This is a genomic window from Vibrio sp. Vb1980 (genome assembly GCF_033338615.1).
GTDB classification, from domain to species: domain Bacteria; phylum Pseudomonadota; class Gammaproteobacteria; order Enterobacterales; family Vibrionaceae; genus Vibrio; species Vibrio alginolyticus.
Window position 1 is genome coordinate 70976 of the sequence record NZ_JAWOSZ010000018.1, and the last position, 20326, is coordinate 91301.

The 20326-nt window shown below is 45.2% G+C and carries 17 protein-coding genes; 4 read left to right on the forward strand and 13 right to left on the reverse strand.

Features of this window, described 5'->3' with window-relative positions:
* Positions 1–71 precede the first annotated feature (71 nt).
* The 13 genes from R7F64_RS20580 to R7F64_RS20640 all read right to left on the reverse strand — a co-directional run bounded on the left by R7F64_RS20580 (position 72) and on the right by R7F64_RS20640 (position 13429).
* Positions 72–296, reverse strand: a complete 225-nt coding sequence (locus R7F64_RS20580) for a type II secretion system protein (RefSeq protein ID WP_318072049.1) — start codon at positions 294–296, stop codon at positions 72–74.
* A gap of 67 nt (positions 297–363) precedes the next feature.
* Positions 364–846, reverse strand: coding sequence for a type II secretion system protein (locus tag R7F64_RS20585; protein ID WP_318072050.1), 483 nt, complete (start codon positions 844–846; stop codon positions 364–366).
* A 291-nt stretch (positions 847–1137) separates the two neighbouring features.
* On the reverse strand, positions 1138–1599 hold the full coding sequence (locus tag R7F64_RS20590) for an MSHA biogenesis protein MshF (protein ID WP_065274904.1): 462 nt from the start codon (positions 1597–1599) through the stop codon (positions 1138–1140).
* Between the two features lie 3 nt (positions 1600–1602).
* Positions 1603–2826, reverse strand: coding sequence for a type II secretion system F family protein (locus R7F64_RS20595; protein WP_318072051.1), 1224 nt, complete (start codon positions 2824–2826; stop codon positions 1603–1605).
* 8 nt (positions 2827–2834) lie between these two features.
* Positions 2835–4559 carry a GspE/PulE family protein gene (locus R7F64_RS20600; RefSeq protein WP_318072052.1) on the reverse strand — a complete coding sequence of 575 codons (1725 nt, stop codon included), beginning with the start codon at positions 4557–4559 and terminating at the stop codon, positions 2835–2837.
* Positions 4556–5650: a tetratricopeptide repeat protein gene (locus R7F64_RS20605; protein WP_171344981.1), complete on the reverse strand. Its 1095-nt coding sequence runs from the start codon at positions 5648–5650 to the stop codon at positions 4556–4558. Before R7F64_RS20605 ends, R7F64_RS20600 begins: the two co-directional genes overlap by 4 nt.
* Positions 5647–6492 (reverse strand): ExeA family protein, encoded by an 846-nt coding sequence (locus tag R7F64_RS20610; RefSeq protein WP_104979765.1) that lies wholly within the window; start codon positions 6490–6492, stop codon positions 5647–5649. Before R7F64_RS20610 ends, R7F64_RS20605 begins: the two co-directional genes overlap by 4 nt.
* 44 nt (positions 6493–6536) lie before the next feature.
* On the reverse strand, positions 6537–8177 hold the full coding sequence (gene mshL / locus R7F64_RS20615; RefSeq protein ID WP_115386322.1) for a pilus (MSHA type) biogenesis protein MshL: 1641 nt from the start codon (positions 8175–8177) through the stop codon (positions 6537–6539).
* 20 nt (positions 8178–8197) lie between these two features.
* Complete coding sequence (locus R7F64_RS20620; RefSeq protein ID WP_005381196.1) at positions 8198–8530, reverse strand: hypothetical protein; 333 nt, start codon at positions 8528–8530, stop codon at positions 8198–8200.
* Positions 8523–9173 (reverse strand): type II secretion system protein GspM, encoded by a 651-nt coding sequence (gene gspM / locus R7F64_RS20625; protein WP_005381197.1) that lies wholly within the window; start codon positions 9171–9173, stop codon positions 8523–8525. Before gspM ends, R7F64_RS20620 begins: the two co-directional genes overlap by 8 nt.
* Positions 9170–10615 (reverse strand): MSHA biogenesis protein MshI, encoded by a 1446-nt coding sequence (locus R7F64_RS20630; protein ID WP_213877776.1) that lies wholly within the window; start codon positions 10613–10615, stop codon positions 9170–9172. The genes gspM and R7F64_RS20630 overlap by 4 nt, the downstream gene beginning before the upstream one ends.
* An 11-nt stretch (positions 10616–10626) precedes the next feature.
* The gene (gene csrD / locus R7F64_RS20635) at positions 10627–12636 is read right to left on the reverse strand and encodes an RNase E specificity factor CsrD (protein WP_005381201.1); all 2010 of its coding nucleotides are present in this window, start codon (positions 12634–12636) and stop codon (positions 10627–10629) included.
* Between the two features lie 253 nt (positions 12637–12889).
* Positions 12890–13429 (reverse strand): single-stranded DNA-binding protein, encoded by a 540-nt coding sequence (locus tag R7F64_RS20640; RefSeq protein WP_005381235.1) that lies wholly within the window; start codon positions 13427–13429, stop codon positions 12890–12892.
* Positions 13430–13706: 277 nt separating this feature from the next.
* On the opposite strand from R7F64_RS20640, the gene R7F64_RS20645 reads away from it, so the two are divergent.
* The 4 genes from R7F64_RS20645 (at position 13707) to R7F64_RS20660 (ending at position 20201) form a co-directional block, all read left to right on the forward strand.
* Entirely contained in the window at positions 13707–14351 is a 645-nt protein-coding gene (locus tag R7F64_RS20645) for a LuxR C-terminal-related transcriptional regulator (RefSeq protein WP_005381237.1), read from the forward strand.
* A gap of 159 nt (positions 14352–14510) precedes the next feature.
* Positions 14511–15383: a UTP--glucose-1-phosphate uridylyltransferase GalU gene (gene galU, locus R7F64_RS20650; protein ID WP_005381239.1), complete on the forward strand. Its 873-nt coding sequence runs from the start codon at positions 14511–14513 to the stop codon at positions 15381–15383.
* Between the two features lie 149 nt (positions 15384–15532).
* Positions 15533–18355, forward strand: coding sequence for an excinuclease ABC subunit UvrA (gene uvrA / locus R7F64_RS20655; protein WP_318072053.1), 2823 nt, complete (start codon positions 15533–15535; stop codon positions 18353–18355).
* Between the two features lie 67 nt (positions 18356–18422).
* Complete coding sequence (locus R7F64_RS20660) at positions 18423–20201, forward strand: PglL family O-oligosaccharyltransferase (protein ID WP_258473728.1); 1779 nt, start codon at positions 18423–18425, stop codon at positions 20199–20201.
* The last annotated feature ends 125 nt before the right edge of the window (positions 20202–20326 follow it).

Consider the following 20326-nt stretch of genomic DNA (forward strand, 5'->3'; position numbering starts at 1 on the left):
AATAATGATAGATTTATAATTTTTCGATCCGAAGTGTGAACAGATGAACAAATAACCAATGTCTAGTGACTTTACTCTTTTGAACGACCAATCTCTTCTTCAATTCGATCGTACGTTTCTTTATTGCTCAGCGTCTCAGAAACATGCTCTGCGGTCTGCTTAGTATGCTCCCACTTAGCCTCATAAGTTTCTGGTTCAAAGCTGATAAATCTTGGTAATACCACATAACCGATCACACCTAAGATAATCAGCACAACGACAAACTCTATTGCACTAAAACCCGATGATTGACGCATATGAACTATTCCGAGATTAATCAAAGTAAAGAGAAAAAGGCCAGACTAGCTGGCCTTTTCAATTAGATTACGCGCCACAGCCTGAGCCTAACACAAGCTCAGTTGAAGCAGCAGCAGAACTTTGTGCTTGATTATATTTCACCACACATGTCGTTGTTTTATCAGCTGCTCCTTTGAAACTAAATGTAATACTCTCACTGCCCTTATCTGTCACGCTTGACACCTTTTTCCAGTCACCAGTGGTTACATCTAGACCATTAACCGCTTTCATAATACCTGTCTCATCTGCCGTAGGAAAACCATACGCAACCGTAATATCATCAACTTTAACATCATCACCTGCTGCTTTAGCTTCAATACCATCAATTGCAGCCTTACCATAAACAATGCCTGCCGCACCATCAATAGCGCCTTTTAGGCCTTGAAGTGAAGATTTACGAGCATCATCTTGTAGGTTAAGGAAACGTGGTGCTGCAGTGACCGCTAGAATACCTAGGATTACAATTACCACTACCAATTCGATAAGGGTGAAACCACCTTGTCTTTTCATTGTTTACTCTCTCTATGTAAGCATGCAGTACAACTGCAAAGTTTCGTTTAGGTCACGCGACCATTTTGGATATTGTCAAAACGGTTTGGGGCAGCAACGTTCACTAAAACTGACCGTGAAGTGGATACTATATCTACCGCTTGAGCAGAATGACGATTCGCCATTATTCAGTTCATGCTGCAATGAGAAAAACACATTATTGTTTACCCTCTATTACAGCGTCTTACTTATGGTAATGATTGCATTATACCGACTTTCATTACCAATTATAGTGATTAGGTGTCAAAAAATTCACTCCGCCGACATTTCGACGTCTATTTTCAGTTGATTAGCTGTTGAAATAACTACAATCGACTGACCATTTTCATAAGTATAGTGACAGACATAACGATCAGTTTTGATGGCTCCACTGATATCTATTAACTTATTGGTCATTATTTTACGTTGTGGATAATGGACTGCTAGCCAATAACCACAATCTAAAACACCTTGTTGAGTAAAGGGAGACACTAGCCCGCCCTCAGTCATGGTGAGATTAAAACCATCCATCAGCATATGTTTTGGCTCGCCTTGTACTAACCAAGCTTGACGATAACGCTGAACACTATCTTGCATCCAAACTCTCGCCAACTTCGCTCCGGTCACTTGCGCCTGCTCGGTAACAGGACGTAATTTGACCGCCAAGCCAACAGCAATGATGGTAGCAATTACCCCAAAAACGATTAGCGTCGCCCGACTTTGATTTTCAACCACCTATTAGCCGCCTTTGATGATGTCTAGCATTCCCCACATTGGCAGGAAGATACCCAGTGCTAGCACCATGACCATGCCTGCGACAATCACCAAAAGTAGCGGTTCTATTCTTGCGGTCAGTGTTTTTAGATCGTAATCAACTTCTCGATCGTAAAAATCCGACACTTCTAGCAGCAGCTCATCAATACGACCGGTTTCTTCCCCTACAGCAATCATCTGAATCACCAAAGGGGTAAAGATTTTACTGTTGATGGCTGTTACTGAGATGGTGCTACCCGCTTCAATCGCGGATTTCATCTCAAGAATTCGATTTTCTAAAAAGCGGTTCCCTAAGGCTTCCCCGGCTAAAGCTAAAGACTGGTTAAGTGGAACGCCTGACTTCAGCATCAACGAGAAGGTTCTGGCAAAACGGGAAAGCTGCGCGCGATTAACGATATCGCCCACAATTGGCAGCCGAAGCCGAAACTTATCGAACTTTTCCCGACCATCAGCCGTCGCCACCCAGGCTCTGAAAACCGCAAACGCGCCAATCATTGCCACAATCAACAACACCCAATAATTAACAAAGAAATTAGAAGTCGCGATCAAAATACGCGTCGGCAGTGGTAGCTCAACCCCAAAGCGCGTGAACATCGATGCAAACTCAGGGAGCACCAAGATATTCAATACAAACATGGCAATGGTGATAAAGATAATGACAAACGTCGGATAACGCATCGCCGCTTTAATGCGTTTGCGAGTCTCAAGTTCCTGTTCGTAGTAATTCGCCAGTTGCAATAGCGCTTGGTCAAGCCGACCCGTATTCTCACCGACGTTGATCATAGAAACAAATAGTGGGCTGAATACTTTGCTGTGTTGCTGCATCGCAGAAGACAAACCTCGGCCATTACTCAGTTCAGAAACGACATCTTCTAGCGCCTCTTTGAGCTGTTTGTTTTCGCAATTTTGCAACAAGCCACGCATAGAGCGCAGCAAAGGTACGCCAGCTTTAGTCAAACTAAACAACTGGCGAGAGAAAAGAATAATTACTTCCAACGGAATAGCAGGCACAAACAGCTTAGATAAGCTCACTTGGCTTTTTGCCGACTCTTTCTCTAAACGTACATTGAGCGGGATGACCCCTTTGTTCATCAATGCTTCCGCCGCAGCTTCTGAGTTCACTGCTTCGATTTTGCCGTTAGTGGATGAGCCGTCTAGCGTGCGGCCTTGATAACGAAAAGTTGGCATTCACTTACCTATATGAAAATGGGATCAGTCTTACCAGAAGCATCACCCTCACCTAGGGTCATCACTTCGTCCAAACTGACGGTGCCTTGTAGCGCCAGTTCCATTGCAGAAGCAAGCAGTGGCTTATAGTTTTCTGAGCGGCGCGCGGCTTGCGCAAAGCCAACCGCATCATTAGCGCGCAATTTATCCATCATCTCTTGCTCAAGTTCGAGCATTTCAAACACACCGATTCGGCCTCGATAACCAGTCAAGTTACAGTTTTGGCAACCTGCGCCTTTATAAAAAATGGTGCTAACTTGATTTGGGAAACGCCCAGCTAACCACTGCTGGCGAGACTCATCTAAGTGGTCTTCTGTTTTACAATCTGGGCAAACTCGGCGCACAAGACGCTGCGCCACCACGGCTCTGACTGCACTAGCAACCAAGTAACCCGGCGCACCCATATCGATCATACGTAACGCACTGTCGACAGCATCGTTGGTGTGGAGAGTGCTCAATACTAAGTGACCCGTTAGTGCAGCTCGCAGACCAATTTCTACCGTCTCTTGATCACGCATCTCACCAACAAGAATGATGTCTGGGTCTTGACGTAAAAAGGTTCTAAGAACACGCGAGAAAGTTAGATCGATCTTACTGTTAACCTGTACCTGAGTGATGCGAGGCAGACGATATTCAACCGGGTCCTCTGCTGTAATGATCTTTTTCCCAGGTTCGTTGAGCTCACTCAATGCGCCGTAAAGCGTGGTGGTTTTACCGGAACCAGTCGGCCCGGTAACCAAAATCATGCCATGCGGACGCGCCAACTGTCGACGTAAGCGAGCAAGCAAGTCTGGCGGCAAGCCTGACTCTTCTAACGGACGCAAACCAGCGGACTGGTTAAGCAGACGCATTACCACAGATTCTCCGTACTGCGTTGGTAACGTCGACATACGAATATCAATTGATTGGCCACGAACTTTGATATTGAATCGGCCATCTTGTGGCAAGCGCTTTTCAGAAATATCTAGCTGTGCCATCAACTTCAGTCGAAGAACCAAAGCCGATGCAATGTTTACTTCATTTAAGAGCGTTTCATGCAATACGCCATCAATACGCTGGCGCAAACGCAACACTTGATCGTCTGGCTCAATATGAATATCCGAAGCTCCAACCTGTACCGCATCCTCAAACATGGAATTAACCAGCTTTACAACGGTAACCTCTTCACTGTCGGCCTCATCAATACCGTAATCAAAGCTTTGTACATCTTTATGCTCTTCATGCAGCTGCTCAGCAAAGGAGGCGATCTCTTTAGTACGGCGGTAATAACGGTCAAAGCTTGAAATAAGCTGACGCTCCGAAGCCACAATGAACTCAAGGTTGTATTGGCCCAACAAGTTCATCAATGATTCTTGGATGAACAAGTCCGCAGGGTCACTCATAGCAACGCGCAGTGTGTCCCCATTTCGAGCAACGACCATCGCACGTAAGCGACGTGCGTGTACCTCAGGTAGAATCTGCACGGCTTCGGCATCCACAGGCGCACGACCAAGATCGATCAGTGGCAAACCAAGCTGCTGAGACAAGAAGTCCAACATTTGCTTTTCAGTAATAAAGCCAAGGTCAATTAACGCATCCCCTAACTTCTGCCCGGTAATGCGTTGTGCGTTTAGTGCTTGCTGGATTTGTTCTTCAGAGACGATACCTTCCTCAACCAGAAGATCGCCCAAGCGTTTTCTCAACTGAATTTTCATTGTGCGCTCTCCAACTCTTTCAAGATGTTCAAACGGTCACGGATAAATGCTTGCGATTGATTCGAAATGCCAACTTTACCCAGAGCTTGGTTGTAAGAGTTAATCGCGGCAGTAAAAGCCAGGGCGCGCTCTTGTTGAATAGCCAAACCTAACCACCAGCGCGCGTTTTCCGGCTCACGCTGAGTGAGGAGTTGATAGCTCTCAAGCGCAATGTCATTTTGCTTGTGTTTTTGTGCCAATGCAGCACGCATCGCCAAGTAATCTCGACTTGGTACTGGAGGCAAATGAACAAGCGGGCTCAGCGCCGCTTCAGGTTGATTAGCTTTCACTAACAACTTAGACAAGGCCAAGCGGAGTACTTGGTTGTTCGTATCTAGGTTGATGCCTTCTTGAATAATCTCATATGCTTTACGCGTGTCACCTTTACCAAAGTACAACGCTGATAACTTTTGACGCGTGTCTGCATTCATTGGCTCATAACGCAACGCCTCGGCATAAGCCGATAACGCCGTTTGCATATCGTTAGCATCCAGTGCTTTTTCCGCTCGGCTAACCGCTTTAAGAGATAATTGGCGGTGAGTAAGCTCAACCTGCTCAATGCGCATTGAACTGTTTTCTGATGTTGTGTGGGTTACGTGATCGTATTGCTCCTCGCTCGGCATCGTTGCTAACTGCGCGAGTAAAACTGCATCATCAGAGGCGATATTTATCTCAGATCTTGGCGTGAACCTATCAGTCTCTTGCATGTGAGGCTGTTGCGCTACCGGCTGTGTGGCTGGTTTGGTGTAAACCACTTGAGTTGTATCGGGCGTCATTTTACTCGTTGGCGAGTGAGTGCGCTCCGATGAAACAATTGGTGAGACATTCACAGACGACAGTGGCATAGCGTCGGTTTGAAACTGTGATAGCTCGCCTGAAGGGACAGGACCGCGAGAGACCGCCCAGCTACCAACCGCAAGGCTTAACGAAAAACCGGCGACAAGCCAAAGCCAAGGTTTACTGCGTGAGACACTTGGAATCTCCGCACGAGTAAGCTCTGACGGCGATGTTTTTTCAGCAAGTTCTGATAATGCTTTATTGATGGCACTCAAGGTTGACTCCATCCCCAAAATACGGGTGTTTTAAACTTAGGTTTACGGGCATCAAACGTATCGTGCATAGCGGCGTAAACGTGATGATTTTTCAATAGTGTGCAACGCTCATTAAATGCAGCAAGCAACGACTTGTGGCTAATTTGGTTTATCAAGCGCGGAATCCCCATGGATGAACGCCAAATCGCTTTTTTCTGTTCAATAGAAAAAATGTGCGCCCCATTGCCTGCTTTATCTAAACGATTATTGATGTAAGCCACGCCTTCATCGATAGAGAGAGGACGTAACTGGCAGCTAAACGTAATGCGTTGACGAAACTGCCTTAGCTCATGGTTAGCCAATCTTTCATCCAACTCAGGTTGTCCGAATAACACCAATTGAATGAGCTTATCTTGTTCCGTTTCTAGGTTGCCAAATAGACGCAATGTTTCTAAAGCTTGTGGGGAAAGAACTTGCGCTTCATCAACGATCAAGACGGTTTTCTTTCCCAAGGCATGTACTTGAATCAAGTGCTCTTGAATGAGGGAAACGATGCGCAGCGGATCATCGTTCTCGATACCTAACTCTCTGGCGACAGCAAACTGCAACTGTTCCCCATTCAACACTGGATTGGGTAAGTAAATAAGCTCAACTTCAGATTCAATCTGCTCGATCAGCTTACGGCATACCATGGTTTTTCCAGTGCCGACTTCTCCCGTCACCTTAATCACCCCTTCTCCCATTTGCACGGCAGCTAGGATGGTTTGGATCGCCTCATAGTGAGGGACTAACCCCAAGAACATTTCTGTATTTGGGGTTAACGAAAAAGGCTGAACTCGGAACCCAAAGTGTGACAAGTACATACTCGAATCACAAACCTATTGAAAAACAGAACCTTTCCCAGCGCTTATTGCGCATCTGGGAACCACTCTTGCAGCAGATCACGAGAGCGCTCTAGCTCTTTCTGCCAAGAGTTCACGCCAACTACGGTCGGTTTTAGCAAGATGACCAATTCTGTTTTCTCAGTTACGTTATTCACGTTGCGGAACAAATGCCCCAGTGCTGGTACATCGCCCAAAAATGGGACTTTAGAAACAAGCTCACGATTTTGCTGTTTCATCAACCCGCCGATAACCACAACATCGCCATCTTTAGCACGAATAACCGAGTCTGATTCACGAATAGAGCTTTTCGCTAATGGCAGTTGGATGTTTTGGAAATCTCCGCCCAAGTTCAATTGCTTCACTTCTTCCGTGACTTCAATAACTGCGGGGTGAACATGCAGGAACACATTGCCTTTGTTATCAATTTGCGGAGTTACATCGAGGGAAATACCCGAGAAGAATGGCGTCAGTTCCACTTCAGGAACTGCATTTGAGTTTTCACCGTTGCCTGCATTGCTCGATAGCTCGGTAACAAAGTACTCATCGGTACCCACTTTGATGACAGATTTTTGGTTGTTGGCAGCGGTAATACGAGGGCTCGAAAGGACGTTCAAGTCACCTTGCGTAGACATGAAGCTCAACACTGCATTGAAGTTACCATCCGAAATAGTCACGTTAGTTTGACCGCCCAATAGCGTGCCAATCGCATCCAATGGTGGTAATGTCGACGCAGGGCGGTTGACTACGATACTACCCGAGTTACCAATTGACGCCGATAAGTTTGACCAGTTGATGCCTTGTTGGTAGCCATCATTCAACGTCACTTCTAGGATTTTAGCTTCAAGAATGACCTGGCGCTGCATGCGCTCCTGCGATACACCTAAGAACTCGCGTACTTCGCGAATATCATCTGGAAATGCTCGAACCGTAATAACTCCCGCTTGTGGCGTTACAACCACACTTTGCCCTTTGCCTGAACCAATTAGATTCGCAACAGCTTGCTGCAGCATCGGCCAGAAATCACTTTCAGTGATGGTTTCAATGCGTGTACCGCCCGTAGATGTGGTCGAGCTATCGTTGTTGTTTCCATTGTTAGAGTCTGACGAGTCAGAACTGTCTGAGCTACCACCAGAATTAGACGTGCCAGCCGAGGTTACAGAGCCCGTAACAATGCTGGTTAATGAGCGACCAGAACGCTTGAACTGCAGGTAATCGACTGGAATGGTCACCGTACGCATACCTGCTGGGTAGATTTGAATAACTTTGCCAGACTTCACCACGTCATAGCCATACATATTCTGTACGACATTCAGGACTTCATCCAATGTCACATCTGACAAGTTGACGGTGATATTACCTTGTACCGATGGATGAATCGCCACGCTGTACTCAGTGCCTTTCACTAATGAGGCGAAAAAGCTTCTTGCATCGACCGCATTCGCCTGAATACGAAAACGCTTCGAGGTGCCTTGCTCTGATGCAACGTTCGAGTCTAAATTTGGCATCAAGTCTGCCTCAACAGAAGAAGGGATTTCTTCCAATGTGCGGCTGTTCGCTTGATTGATAGATTCATTGAGCGCTTCTTTAACTTCCACTGGATTCCGATGACCCATTGAACATCCCATTAAAGAAGCAATCGCTATTCCTACAACTAATTTGCGCATATCTGATCGGGCTCTGGTTATTATTGTTTTACGTTTAAATCAAAAAGCTCTAGGTCCCACTGACGGTTACCACGCTTTAAAGTTACAAATTCACTATTAATGCTCGCGACGCGATAACCCTTAAATAGCTCGCCTTTTTCGACAAGTTTGTTATCCATAATCGCGATACAATCAGTACTTGGCTTACACACAATACTGTTGAGCTTAGGCAGTCGATACCGTTTAACTTTTGGTTTCGCTGACGTTTCAACCGCTGGCTTTTCCCAACCAAGTGGGGCCGTTGGGTCTTGGTTTGCCCAAGCGGTTCCTGCCGCTGCCATAACAAGCAATGAGATGATGAGTTTGTTAACCACCAATAAACTCCTCTCTAGATCCTAGTGTGTAGACTTCTAACACAAGCTTCGCTTTCGGGTACTCTTCGACTTTATAACTAAAGCTGCGCCAGTAATAACTCGCAGGAAGGCTCTCCAATTTATTCAGATAATTAGCAATAGAAAAATAGTCACCAGTCAGTTCCATACGAACAGGATGCACGTAGTAACCAGAGTATTGCGATGCTTCTTTATCTTCCGTTATTGGCTCAGATGGCAAGGTTTGCAGAGACAAAAGGTGAATGCCACTTTGCTGCTCCAACACATTTTCAAGCAGCTCAGCCATTTGCGAAGGTGTAATAAGATGCTCGATGATCTCCGCTAATTGCATCGAAAGATGCTGACTCTCAGCTAACAGATTAGATATCGCGCGATCAATCTCAGCATTTGGATCTTTCTTAAGTTGCGCCTGAATACGTAGCGTATCGATTTCAATCTTTTGATTAGCTTGCTTTAAATTACTTAGTTGCCTCTCATTACTGATGATCTCGTTAAGCTTTGGCTCCAATACCAGCGTAAAGAGCAACATGATCACGACAACTAAACCGCACAATGCGGTGAGCACTTTTTCACGCGTACTCATTTCGCCAAAGCGCCCTTCTAATGAGAGCCAGAATTCGTTCATTTCTCTTTATCCTCGCGCGTTTTTAGTTCAAACGTCACAATATCCTTATCATTTCGACCTATTTTGACGTCGTCAAACGTTCGACCAACCAAGCTAATTTCGTTTTTAAATTGGCTAACCCAATTTGGCACTGAGCTCGGTTGTTTCGCTAGCCCCTTCAGGTCTAAGGTATGGGTATTGATTCGAATTTCGGACAAAGAAATTTCTTGGTTTCCTAGCTTCGCTAATGATTGCATCACGCCAGAGTAACCCGTGCGTTGCGAGTCATCGTATTTCCCGACAGCTTTAAGCGAGTCTCGCTTCGCCTTGACTTCACGCTCTAAGCGGGCTTTAGCTGCCAGCTTATTATTGTCAGGTTGATGTTTACGTAGCTTGACTTGATAACGTTCAAGCTCTGACTTCATGATATCGCCTTTACTTTTTACAATAGCAATCTCATCTTCCAAACCGCTGCTCTGCCAAGTGACATAACCGTAAGAAAATAGAATTGCAGCCGCCGCAACGCCCCAAGATAACGCGATATTTTTTAGCGTCAGGAGCTCTTTTTTCGGTTTTAAGTAATCGGGATATAAGTTGACGCGTCGAGTATTTGAAGTAGCCGCAGTGTCAGCCAAAACATGTCCTGATAGCTCATGTTCTGGTGGTAATAACGGTGAAACCTTAGTACTTAAACGGTAGTTCAGAGCCTGAACAAGCTCGCTCTCATCCTCTTCATCACAGCACACTTTCAATTGATGTAATTGCACGTGGCGTAACTGAGATGAAAGATAGTCAATCGAACGTTGCAGTTCTAACGACAGACTGTCCATCTGTAAATCGCTAGACGGAACCCCCGTTAACGGTGGCGTCACACTGCGAATAGAGCGGTGGAACGCAATAGTATTTTCGACAAAAGCGCTTATACGGAAATGACCACGCACACTGCGTTGTAATAATAGGAAGTTTCCTAGTTCACCCGCAGTCTCTCCCCAAATATCGTCTTCAGGAAGAATGGCTTCTAATGGTAACTGGGATCGACTGGCCAGTAACACAATCTTATCCAATATTTTTCGCGATAAGACGTATGCTTGCACTTTGGTTGAATTCGGTAACTCGACCGCATCGGCAATAATGTCGATGGCGCGCTCAGAGATCAGTTCTTTCAACAAAAACGGTAATGCGGCTGGCCATTCTTGACGCGGCATGACCGGTTTGTCGATTTGGTACATCTGGTAATAGTTATGAGAAAGAACAACCGTTAATGAATCATACGCACTCGCTGCAACGCTCAATGCTTGCTCAACGGCTTTTTCCCAATTGGACTCAGAAATATCAAATTGGTATGGACGACTACTTTTGATTGAAGATGATAAATAAACGGCGTCTGGCTGAATAACCAAAAAGCAGGAGCGACCACCACTAGATGATCGCTTAAGCTTGTCGAATAGTGCTTTGAAATCCATGATTATTATCTTTATTTTTTCCGCCAGCGATTTCGTCTTCCCAATTTAACTTGGGATTCTGATTGAGAATTCGGCAACGCTTGGGGACGAGGAAGAAACTGCTGCTCCGCAGAAAAGTAACGCCCTTGCCCACCATAAACCCCGAGCTCAATTAATGTGTTGAGCTCGTTCTGATTCTCAATTCCCACTGCTATAATTTTAGTTTTACTGTTTGCCGCCGCACCTAGCATACTGCGGACAAATAGCTGGTTTTCATGTCGTTGGTCGATTTTTGCTACTAAACTGCGATGAAGTTTAAGGTAACGAATGTCCACTTCTTTTAAATAGTGAGTGCTGACGATGGTACGCCCAGCCTGCCCAACCATTAAGTGGCACCCTAAACCGGCCAGCATTTTAGCGACTGGTCGCATAAAGTCTAAGTGTCTTACAAATTGTGCTTCAACAAACTCAAAACTGAGACACTTTCTCTGCTCACGTGACAACTGTAAGAGTTCATCACGAAACCATTTAAAGTACTCTCGGTTAGAAAATGGCGTTACATTCAAATTGAGCGCATACGATCTTGAGTTATCAAAATTATCCTTAAACTCTCTTAAGAATTTATTAATAACCGACTTATCCATTTGCGCTTCATAACCAACCTGTCTGATCGCAGAAATGAACCGAGACGCTTTAACAATCCCATTCTCAGGATCGCGAATCCGACATGTTAACTCTTCATATAATGACTTTTTATGCGTCGCGTCACTTATTGGGTGCACAGATTGTGCGTAGAGTATCACACTTTCTGGTGTAAGTGCTGTGTCAAATAACGTTCTCCATCTCACACTTCCGCGAGCTTCTTCATCGTGGTTCCATTTTTTGAAGCGACTCCAATTATTGTTATTTTGTAGTTGCGCACTACGCAAAGCAGTCTCGGCTTCATCAATGATTTGGCTGTGTCGCTCACCTTCTTTATAAGTGGTGATGCCAATATGGCACCAGTTGTCTGGATCAAGTGGCTCTGGCGGCATTAACTTTTCTAACTGGCGAATGCATTGCGAGGCAAGGTTAGCCACATCTTTCGCACTTTGGTGCGGTAGAAAAAGCGCAAAATCAGCATCGTAATAACGGGAAAATACAACATCTGGGTATCGTTGAACTAAATTGGACAATAAACTCCCAACTTCAACAATAAACTCATCCGTAATTTGCTTATCTTGCTCTTCTTCAACCAGTTTCCAGTCTTGAATACGCACTAGCAACACGGCGCCGCGAGCCCCGCTTTCTAGTAACGCCGATTCCAACTTGCTATCAAATAACACTCGGTTAGCGGTACCGGTTAGCTTATCAAGGAAGGTTTGAGTTCGAATAAAGGTATCAAATCGGCTTCGCTCTTGACGCGCATCTTGTAACTCTTCGATTAATACATCGAGCGCTTCACTGGCGGTGTAAGGCCATTCTTTTTTGTCACCTTTGGCATACTGCTCCACCCTACCAGCCAGGATCATTCTGCCTCGCTCTTCGAGCATTTCGGAGCCTTCTAATTGCTCCTTAAGCCATGCCACGCCGCGCATTAAGCAGAAGATGATCAATATAACGGCAAGCGTGATCGACCAAAGCGCCTGCATTGAGTAGCTGTAACCTAAGTAAGGGGGAATTGCTTTAAAGTGAATCGTGTAATCTTGATTGTGAGTCAGCTGGTACTCTGCCTCAAACAAGACTGACGCTTCCATTTGATGAGAAGTATCTTTGAAGCGATAAACAACGGCGTTGTTAGTCGACAACGTCATTTCGACAATATTGGAAGCCTGCAGCATTTTCGGCATCCAGCGCTGCATAGAATAAGCGGCGTCAGGATCTTCCATCTCCTTGTCGACCACCTCTACGATCCCTTCTAAATAATGGGTGAGATATTCCTGCCCAAGACGTTTAAAAGAGAGGGTGCCACCGACAAACAAGATAAACATGGCGCAGATAACGATCATGGTGACAAAGGCCACCAGCCGTGTGCTTAACTTAAGAGTTGGGGTATACCTCATGAATACCAAATTCCTTTTTTATTCATCATATACCTTATTGAAATATTTATACTTGATAAGAGTTCATCAAACAATCGGATTAGTCTGATAGTGAGAGGCTGGAGCATAAAGAAAATCACACTCATTGATAAGTTTTATTGTTACGCCTAACCTTGCCAAGATAAGCCTGTGAGATCATTAGATTGCGACAATAAAAAAGGCCGCTATTAGCGGCCTTTAGTGTGTTTTTCAACATTTTTCATTTTGTCTTTCGTTAGAACGGGATATCGTCGTCAAAATCCATTGGTGGCTCATTGTACTGCTGCTGTGATTGCTGCGGAGCCTGTTGTTGTGGTTGCTGTTGCTGAGGCGCATTGTACTGCTGCTGAGCTGGCTGTTGAGGCTGACCCCATCCACCTTGTTGCTGCTGTTGACCGCCCATTGGTGCGCCGCCACCTTGAGCACGACCGCCAAGCATTTGCATCACACCATTGAAGCCTTGAACAACGACTTCAGTTGAGTAGCGATCTTGGCCACTTTGATCTTGCCATTTGCGAGTTTGCAGTTGCCCTTCAATGTAAACTTGAGAGCCTTTACGCAAGTACTCACCTGCTACTTCCGCAAGTTTGCCGAACAACACAACACGGTGCCATTCCGTTTTTTCGCGCTGTTCGCCAGTCGCTTTATCACGCCATGAATCAGAAGTCGCAATAGTAATGTTTGCTACTGCACCGCCATTCGGCATGTAACGAATTTCAGGGTCGTTACCTAGATTCCCCACCAAAATAACTTTGTTAATTCCACGGCTGGCCATGATGTGCTCCGTTTCACTCTGGATATATAAAATTTTAGCGCATTAGAATAGCACGCTTTAATGTTTTGATTAAAGTCTAATACCATTGTGATCTATTGAGTCACCCTCTAGAACCCAAATCGTATTTCAACTTACGTGTGTAGCATTTTTGATTCGCGTTGCAGACATCGTTTCGTGAAGCTTTGAATTCGAACGCATTTATTCAGTAAAGCGATGGTTATGGCCTCTCTTTAATGCCAGTTTATGGCTTCTATTGAACCCAGGGAGATTGGAACACGTGAGAAAGTCGGCTTACGCAAGAAAGCTATTTCTGATCAGTATGGAAGATAATGCGCAAAAAAAAGTGGCGGCACTCGAAAAGTACGTTGATATGAGCATCCCGGTGATTTCAACCGCAGCACTCATGGAAGCCAAGCCACAACACCGTAATAAAATTCTACTGATCGACTTCAGTGAACATAAATCACTTGTTCAATCGATCAAAAACTTGCCTCTTGTATGGAAAAACTTTGAAACCGTTGTCTTCAACGTGCCTAAAAGACTAACCACGGACGAACTTCTTTCATTTGGTCAATTAAAAGGTGTGTTTTATTCCGAAGATACGCTAGAGCAAATTGGAGAAGGGTTAAAAGGCATTGTTAACGGTCAAAACTGGCTGCCGCGTAATGTAACCAGTCAACTTTTACACTATTACCGCAATGTCATTAATACTCATACTGCACCAGCTACGGTAGACCTAACCATTCGTGAGCTACAAGTACTGCGTTGCCTACAAGCTGGCGCCTCGAACAGTCAGATGGCCGAGGAGTTATTCGTCAGTGAATTCACCATCAAATCGCACTTATATCAGATATTCAAAAAGCTATCCGTAAAGAACAGAGTACAGGCAATCGCCTGGGCAGACCAAAACTTAATGTCATGATGCAATGTGAGCGGCTCTGATAACTGAAATGACGAGTCGCTCATCTTTTTTCCGCACCGAGTCTCACATTTTTTCCTACTTTATTCATGATTCATTGATACCTCTCGTGTTAAAGTTATGCGCAGATTCTTGATAAAAACGAGATAGGATATTCCCCCAATGATAAAAAAATGTCTGTTCCCTGCTGCAGGCTATGGCACACGCTTCCTACCGGCAACGAAATCTATGCCAAAAGAGATGATGCCAGTCGTGAACAAACCGCTTATTGAATACGGTGTCGAAGAAGCAATCCAAGCTGGTATGAACGGCATGTGTATTGTGACAGGTCGTGGCAAGCACTCGATCATGGACCACTTTGATAAGAACTACGAACTGGAACATCAGATTAGCGGTACCAACAAAGAAGAGCTGTTGGTAGATATCCGTGAAATCATTGAATCTGCAAACTTCACTTATATACGTCAACGCGAAATGAAAGGCTTGGGCCACGCGATTCTAACTGGACGAGAATTGGTAGGCGATGAGCCATTTGCTGTTGTTCTTGCTGATGATCTTTGTGTGAACGAGCAAGAGGGCGTACTGGCTCAGATGGTGGCACTATTTAAGCAGTTCCGCTGTTCTATCGTTGCAGTGCAAGAAGTACCAGCCGAAGAAACACACAAATACGGCGTTATCTCTGGTGAAATGATCAAAGACGACATCTACCGCGTAGACGACATGGTAGAAAAACCAGAGAAAGGCACGGCGCCTAGCAACCTTGCTATCATTGGCCGCTACATCCTGACTCCCGATATTTTTGAACTGATCGAAAACACCGAACCTGGTAAAGGTGGTGAAATTCAAATCACTGACGCGCTGCTGAAGCAAGCAAAAGCGGGCTGTGTGTTGGCTTACAAATTCAAGGGCAAACGCTTTGACTGTGGTAGCGTTGAAGGTTACATCGAAGCAACTAACTATTGTTTTGAAAACCTGTATCTAAAAGATGAAAAAACCTCTGAGCTAGGTAAGCACGCAACACAAAAAGCTGTATAAAGCATCGTCGTAGTACGAAATTACTGTATCGAAAGCCCAGCACAACGCTGGGCTTTTTACTTTACTGTTTTTTTATCCAGTAATTTTCTTTGCACATTTCTCACACTATGTAATACTTGCCCCACTTGGTTATACATAGAGCAAAAACGATGGATAAAATAGAAGTTCGCGGTGCCCGAACCCATAACCTTAAAGACATTAATCTTACAATCCCTCGCGATAAACTGATTGTCATTACTGGACTAAGTGGCTCCGGTAAATCCTCTCTCGCTTTCGATACATTGTATGCAGAAGGCCAACGACGCTACGTAGAGTCTCTCTCTGCCTACGCTCGTCAGTTTTTGTCTCTGATGGAAAAACCCGATGTCGACCACATTGAAGGATTATCACCTGCGATTTCTATTGAACAGAAATCTACTTCTCATAACCCGCGTTCAACCGTCGGTACAATTACCGAAGTCTACGACTACTTACGTCTATTGTATGCTCGTGTGGGCGAACCCCGCTGTCCAACGCACCATGCCCCTCTTGCTGCGCAAACCATCAGCCAAATGGTGGACAAAGTCCTAGAGATGCCGGAAGGCAGCAAAATGATGCTATTGGCGCCTATTGTCAAAGAACGTAAAGGTGAGCATGTTAAAACGCTTGAGAACTTAGCGGCTCAAGGCTTTATTCGTGCGCGTATTGATGGAGAAACTTGCGATCTTTCCGATCCTCCAACCCTTGAGCTACATAAAAAGCACACCATTGAAGTCGTGGTAGACCGCTTTAAAGTTCGTCCAGACTTACAACAGCGCTTGGCCGAATCTTTCGAGACAACACTCGAATTATCAGGCGGAATTGCGGTTGTCGCGCCAATGGATGGCGACGGTGAAGAGATTATTTTCTCCGCCAACTTCGCTTGTCCACAATGTGGTTACAGCATGCAAGAGTTAGAGCCGCGACTTTTCTCATTCAACAACCCTGCTGGTGCATGTGGCACTTGTGATGGCTTGGGTGTTCAACAATACTTCGATCCAAGCCGAGTCATTCAAGATGATTCATTAAGCTTGGCACAAGGTGCGATTCGCGGTTGGGATCAAAAGAACTACTACTACTTCCAAATGCTCACCTCATTGGCCGATCATTATGGTTTTGACCTCCATGCCCCTTTTAATTCTCTGCCAAAGAAAACGCAAGATGTCATTCTAAAGGGCTCAGGTCGTACTGAGATTGAGTTTAAATACATCAACGATCGTGGCGATATTCGCGTTAAGCGCCATCCATTCGAAGGTATTCTGAATACCCTAGAACGTCGCTATCGTGATACAGAATCCAACTCTGTCCGTGAAGAGCTTGCGAAATACATCTCCACTAAATCTTGTTCAAGCTGTGGCGGTACTCGTCTACGCCTCGAAGCACGTAACGTGTTTATTGCTGATACGACACTACCTGAGATTGTTGAACTCAGCATTGCTGATGCATTGGAGTTCTTCCATTCCTTGAAACTGGAAGGTCAACGAGCCCAAATCGCTGAAAAAGTGATGAAGGAAATCAACGACCGCCTGCAATTCTTAGTTAACGTCGGTTTGAACTACCTAAACTTATCACGCAGTGCAGAAACCTTATCAGGCGGTGAAGCTCAACGTATTCGTTTAGCAAGCCAAATTGGTGCAGGTCTTGTTGGTGTCATGTACGTCTTAGATGAACCGTCGATTGGCCTCCACCAGCGTGATAACGAACGACTCCTAAAAACACTGACTCATTTGCGCGATTTAGGTAATACCGTACTTGTGGTAGAACACGATGAAGATGCGATTCGCTGTGCAGATCATGTCATAGATATTGGTCCTGGTGCTGGCGTACATGGTGGTAATGTTGTTGCGGAAGGCACCATGGAAGAGATAGTCGCGAATCCGAATTCTCTGACAGGTCAGTACTTAAGTGGTGTTAAAGAAATCGCAGTACCGAAAGATCGCACGCCGCGAGATCCGAATAAAACGGTTGAGCTATTAGGCGCAACAGGTAATAACCTTAAAAACGTTAACCTTTCAATTCCTGTTGGGTTATTCAGCTGTATTACAGGAGTATCTGGCTCAGGTAAATCAACGCTGATTAATGATACTTTCTTTAAAATTGCGCATACCCAACTTAACGGAGCGACAACGGCTCAGCCTTCACCTTATAAATCGATTAAAGGTCTAGAGCACTTCGATAAAGTCATCGATATCGATCAAAGCCCAATTGGCCGTACACCTCGCTCTAACCCTGCAACCTATACGGGGATCTTTACCCCAATCCGTGAACTGTTTGCAGGCACACAGGAGTCGCGTTCTCGCGGTTACAAACCGGGCCGTTTTAGTTTTAACGTACGCGGTGGTCGTTGTGAGGCCTGTCAGGGTGACGGTGTTATCAAAGTAGAAATGCACTTCCTACCAGATGTTTATGTGCCATGTGATGTGTGTAAAGGTAAACGCTACAACCGTGAAACGCTCGAAGTACGTTACAAAGGTAAAACTATTGATGAAGTGCTAGAAATGACGGTCGAAGATGCACGCACCTTCTTCGATCCAGTTCCTGCCATCGCTCGCAAACTACAAACACTGATGGATGTCGGTTTGTCGTACATACGATTGGGTCAAGCGGCAACAACACTCTCCGGTGGTGAAGCACAGCGTGTGAAACTGGCGCGAGAGCTATCCAAACGTGATACAGGAAAAACCTTGTACATTTTGGATGAACCAACAACCGGCCTTCACTTCCATGATATCCAGCAGTTGCTCACTGTACTGCACAGACTTCGCGACCACGGAAATACTGTCGTGGTGATCGAGCATAACCTGGACGTCATTAAGACTGCGGACTGGATTATCGATCTTGGTCCTGAAGGGGGTCAGGGTGGCGGCGAGATAATCGCTCAAGGCACTCCGGAAGATGTGTCGCAAATCGAGGGTTCGCACACAGCTCACTTCCTCAAGCCTATGTTGAAGTAGAAAAAACAGGTAAAGTATCGAGACCAGCAAGTGCTGGTCTTTTTTCATTCAAAACAACGCAATAACTATGGCTACTATACATGTAAGTGGAACAAAGCTTTCTCCCGAAAAAGTACAGGTTCCCCTCAATCGCAAGTTTCTCATTGCCTTGGCAACACTATTTGTGTTGGCAATGCACTTTTTCATGCCCAACCCCGGCGGTTCGGGGCTTTCGCTTTCGTTCAATGCGACAACTTGGATTGCTTTTAGCTTTGCATTAGGCATTGGGTGTTACCAACTTGCGAATAATCGAGTACTACGTTACTCAAAACTAACCATCGGCTTGTTCATTAGTGCTCTTATCATGACGGTGCCCATTCTGTACCCAAATGCGAATAGCAGTTTGGCAGCCAATAAGCTCATTGGCCTGTGGTGTGGTGTCCTGTTCTTTATTGTCTTACAACAATTTCATTTCAGTAATAAACATCGCCAACGCCTATTATGGTTCATTGTCCTTGCGGTTGTTATCGAAGCCATTTTTGGTTTGACACAATATCTGTATCTCAAACCAGGCAATCCGTTTGGTTACGACACGGTGGCCAATCGTCCTTATGGTATTTTCCAACAGCCCAATGTAATGGCCAGCTTTCTTGCGACAGGGTTGGTGATTGCCAGCTATTTACTTGCACGTCAGCCCTACAAATACGATCGTAAGTTAAGCGATGTTTACCTTCTCTATGCCGTACCAGTTTTAACTTTACCACTAATTGTGGCGTTGGCTTCACGCACTGGTTGGTTAGCCTCGGTCATCGCCGTGTTGTTGGTCATTCCATACATGTACCGCTTTGCAACCAAAGGGCGCTTTATCCGCTGGGTTGTGTCACTTGTAAGTGGGCTCTTACTCTCAGTCGTTGTCATGCATCTTGCCTTTCCTGATGGAGGTGGGTTAGCCGCAGAAAAAGTAAATATGGAGTCTCCTCGAGCGTATACTTTTCCGCAAACATTAGACATGGTGATTGAAAAGCCTTTTACTGGTTATGGATATGGCAAGTTTGAATCTGAGTACATGCTGTATACGGCTCGTCAACATGCCCTAAATGAGAATTACCCAGCTGGTTTGCCAGCCATGGATCATCCGCATAACGAGCTACTTTACTGGGGAGTAGAAGGTGGCTTACTGCCAATACTCGGCATCTTCTTAGCGATGGCACTGGTACTGTATCGAATCTATCAAGCCAAACGCGGAACTCGTCTTGCGTTGCTGGCCTTGTTTATACCTATCGTATTGCACTCACAACTGGAATACCCTTTCTACCACTCTCTCGTGCATTGGTTGATCTTCGTTATCCTACTGTACTGGGTCGATCAGCGCGTCTCTCGTTATCGACAAGTCGGCTTTAGTAATGTGACCAAAAGCTTGCTGCGTGTTTTTAGTTTGGTACTTCCCGTTGCGTTTACGTTTTACATGGTAAGCGCATTACATACGAACTATGTATTGACGAAGTTTGAGACCACTAGACCAACTAACCCTGATATTCTGAATCAAGTCAGTAACCCTGTGGTTTGGAAAGACAGGTTTGATTGGGATGTCTATAGCACGTTTTTAAACCTTGGGCTGTACCAACAAGACGCAACCTTGATTCAGCCTTATATCGATTGGTCGCTAAAAATCATCAAAGATAAGCCTCGCCCTGCATTTTATAATAATTTGATTTTGGCCTACCAAGGCTTAGATGACTCAAGTAAAGCGGAGCAAATTAGAGCTGAAGCGCAGTTTTTGTTCCCGAAGATTGATTTCAGTGACGTCAATTACCAACCACCTTCTCAAGCAATCTCTGCCTCACCAGCCCCCACTTCAGGTGAATAGTAATAAGTACAAAAAAGCGAAGGGATGACCTTCGCTTTTCTTCATCTCATTGTGCCGTCCTAAATAAGGTTGACACTTTCCACCCCCAAAATTGGAGAGTGTTATGAAATCAACAACTAAAAGAA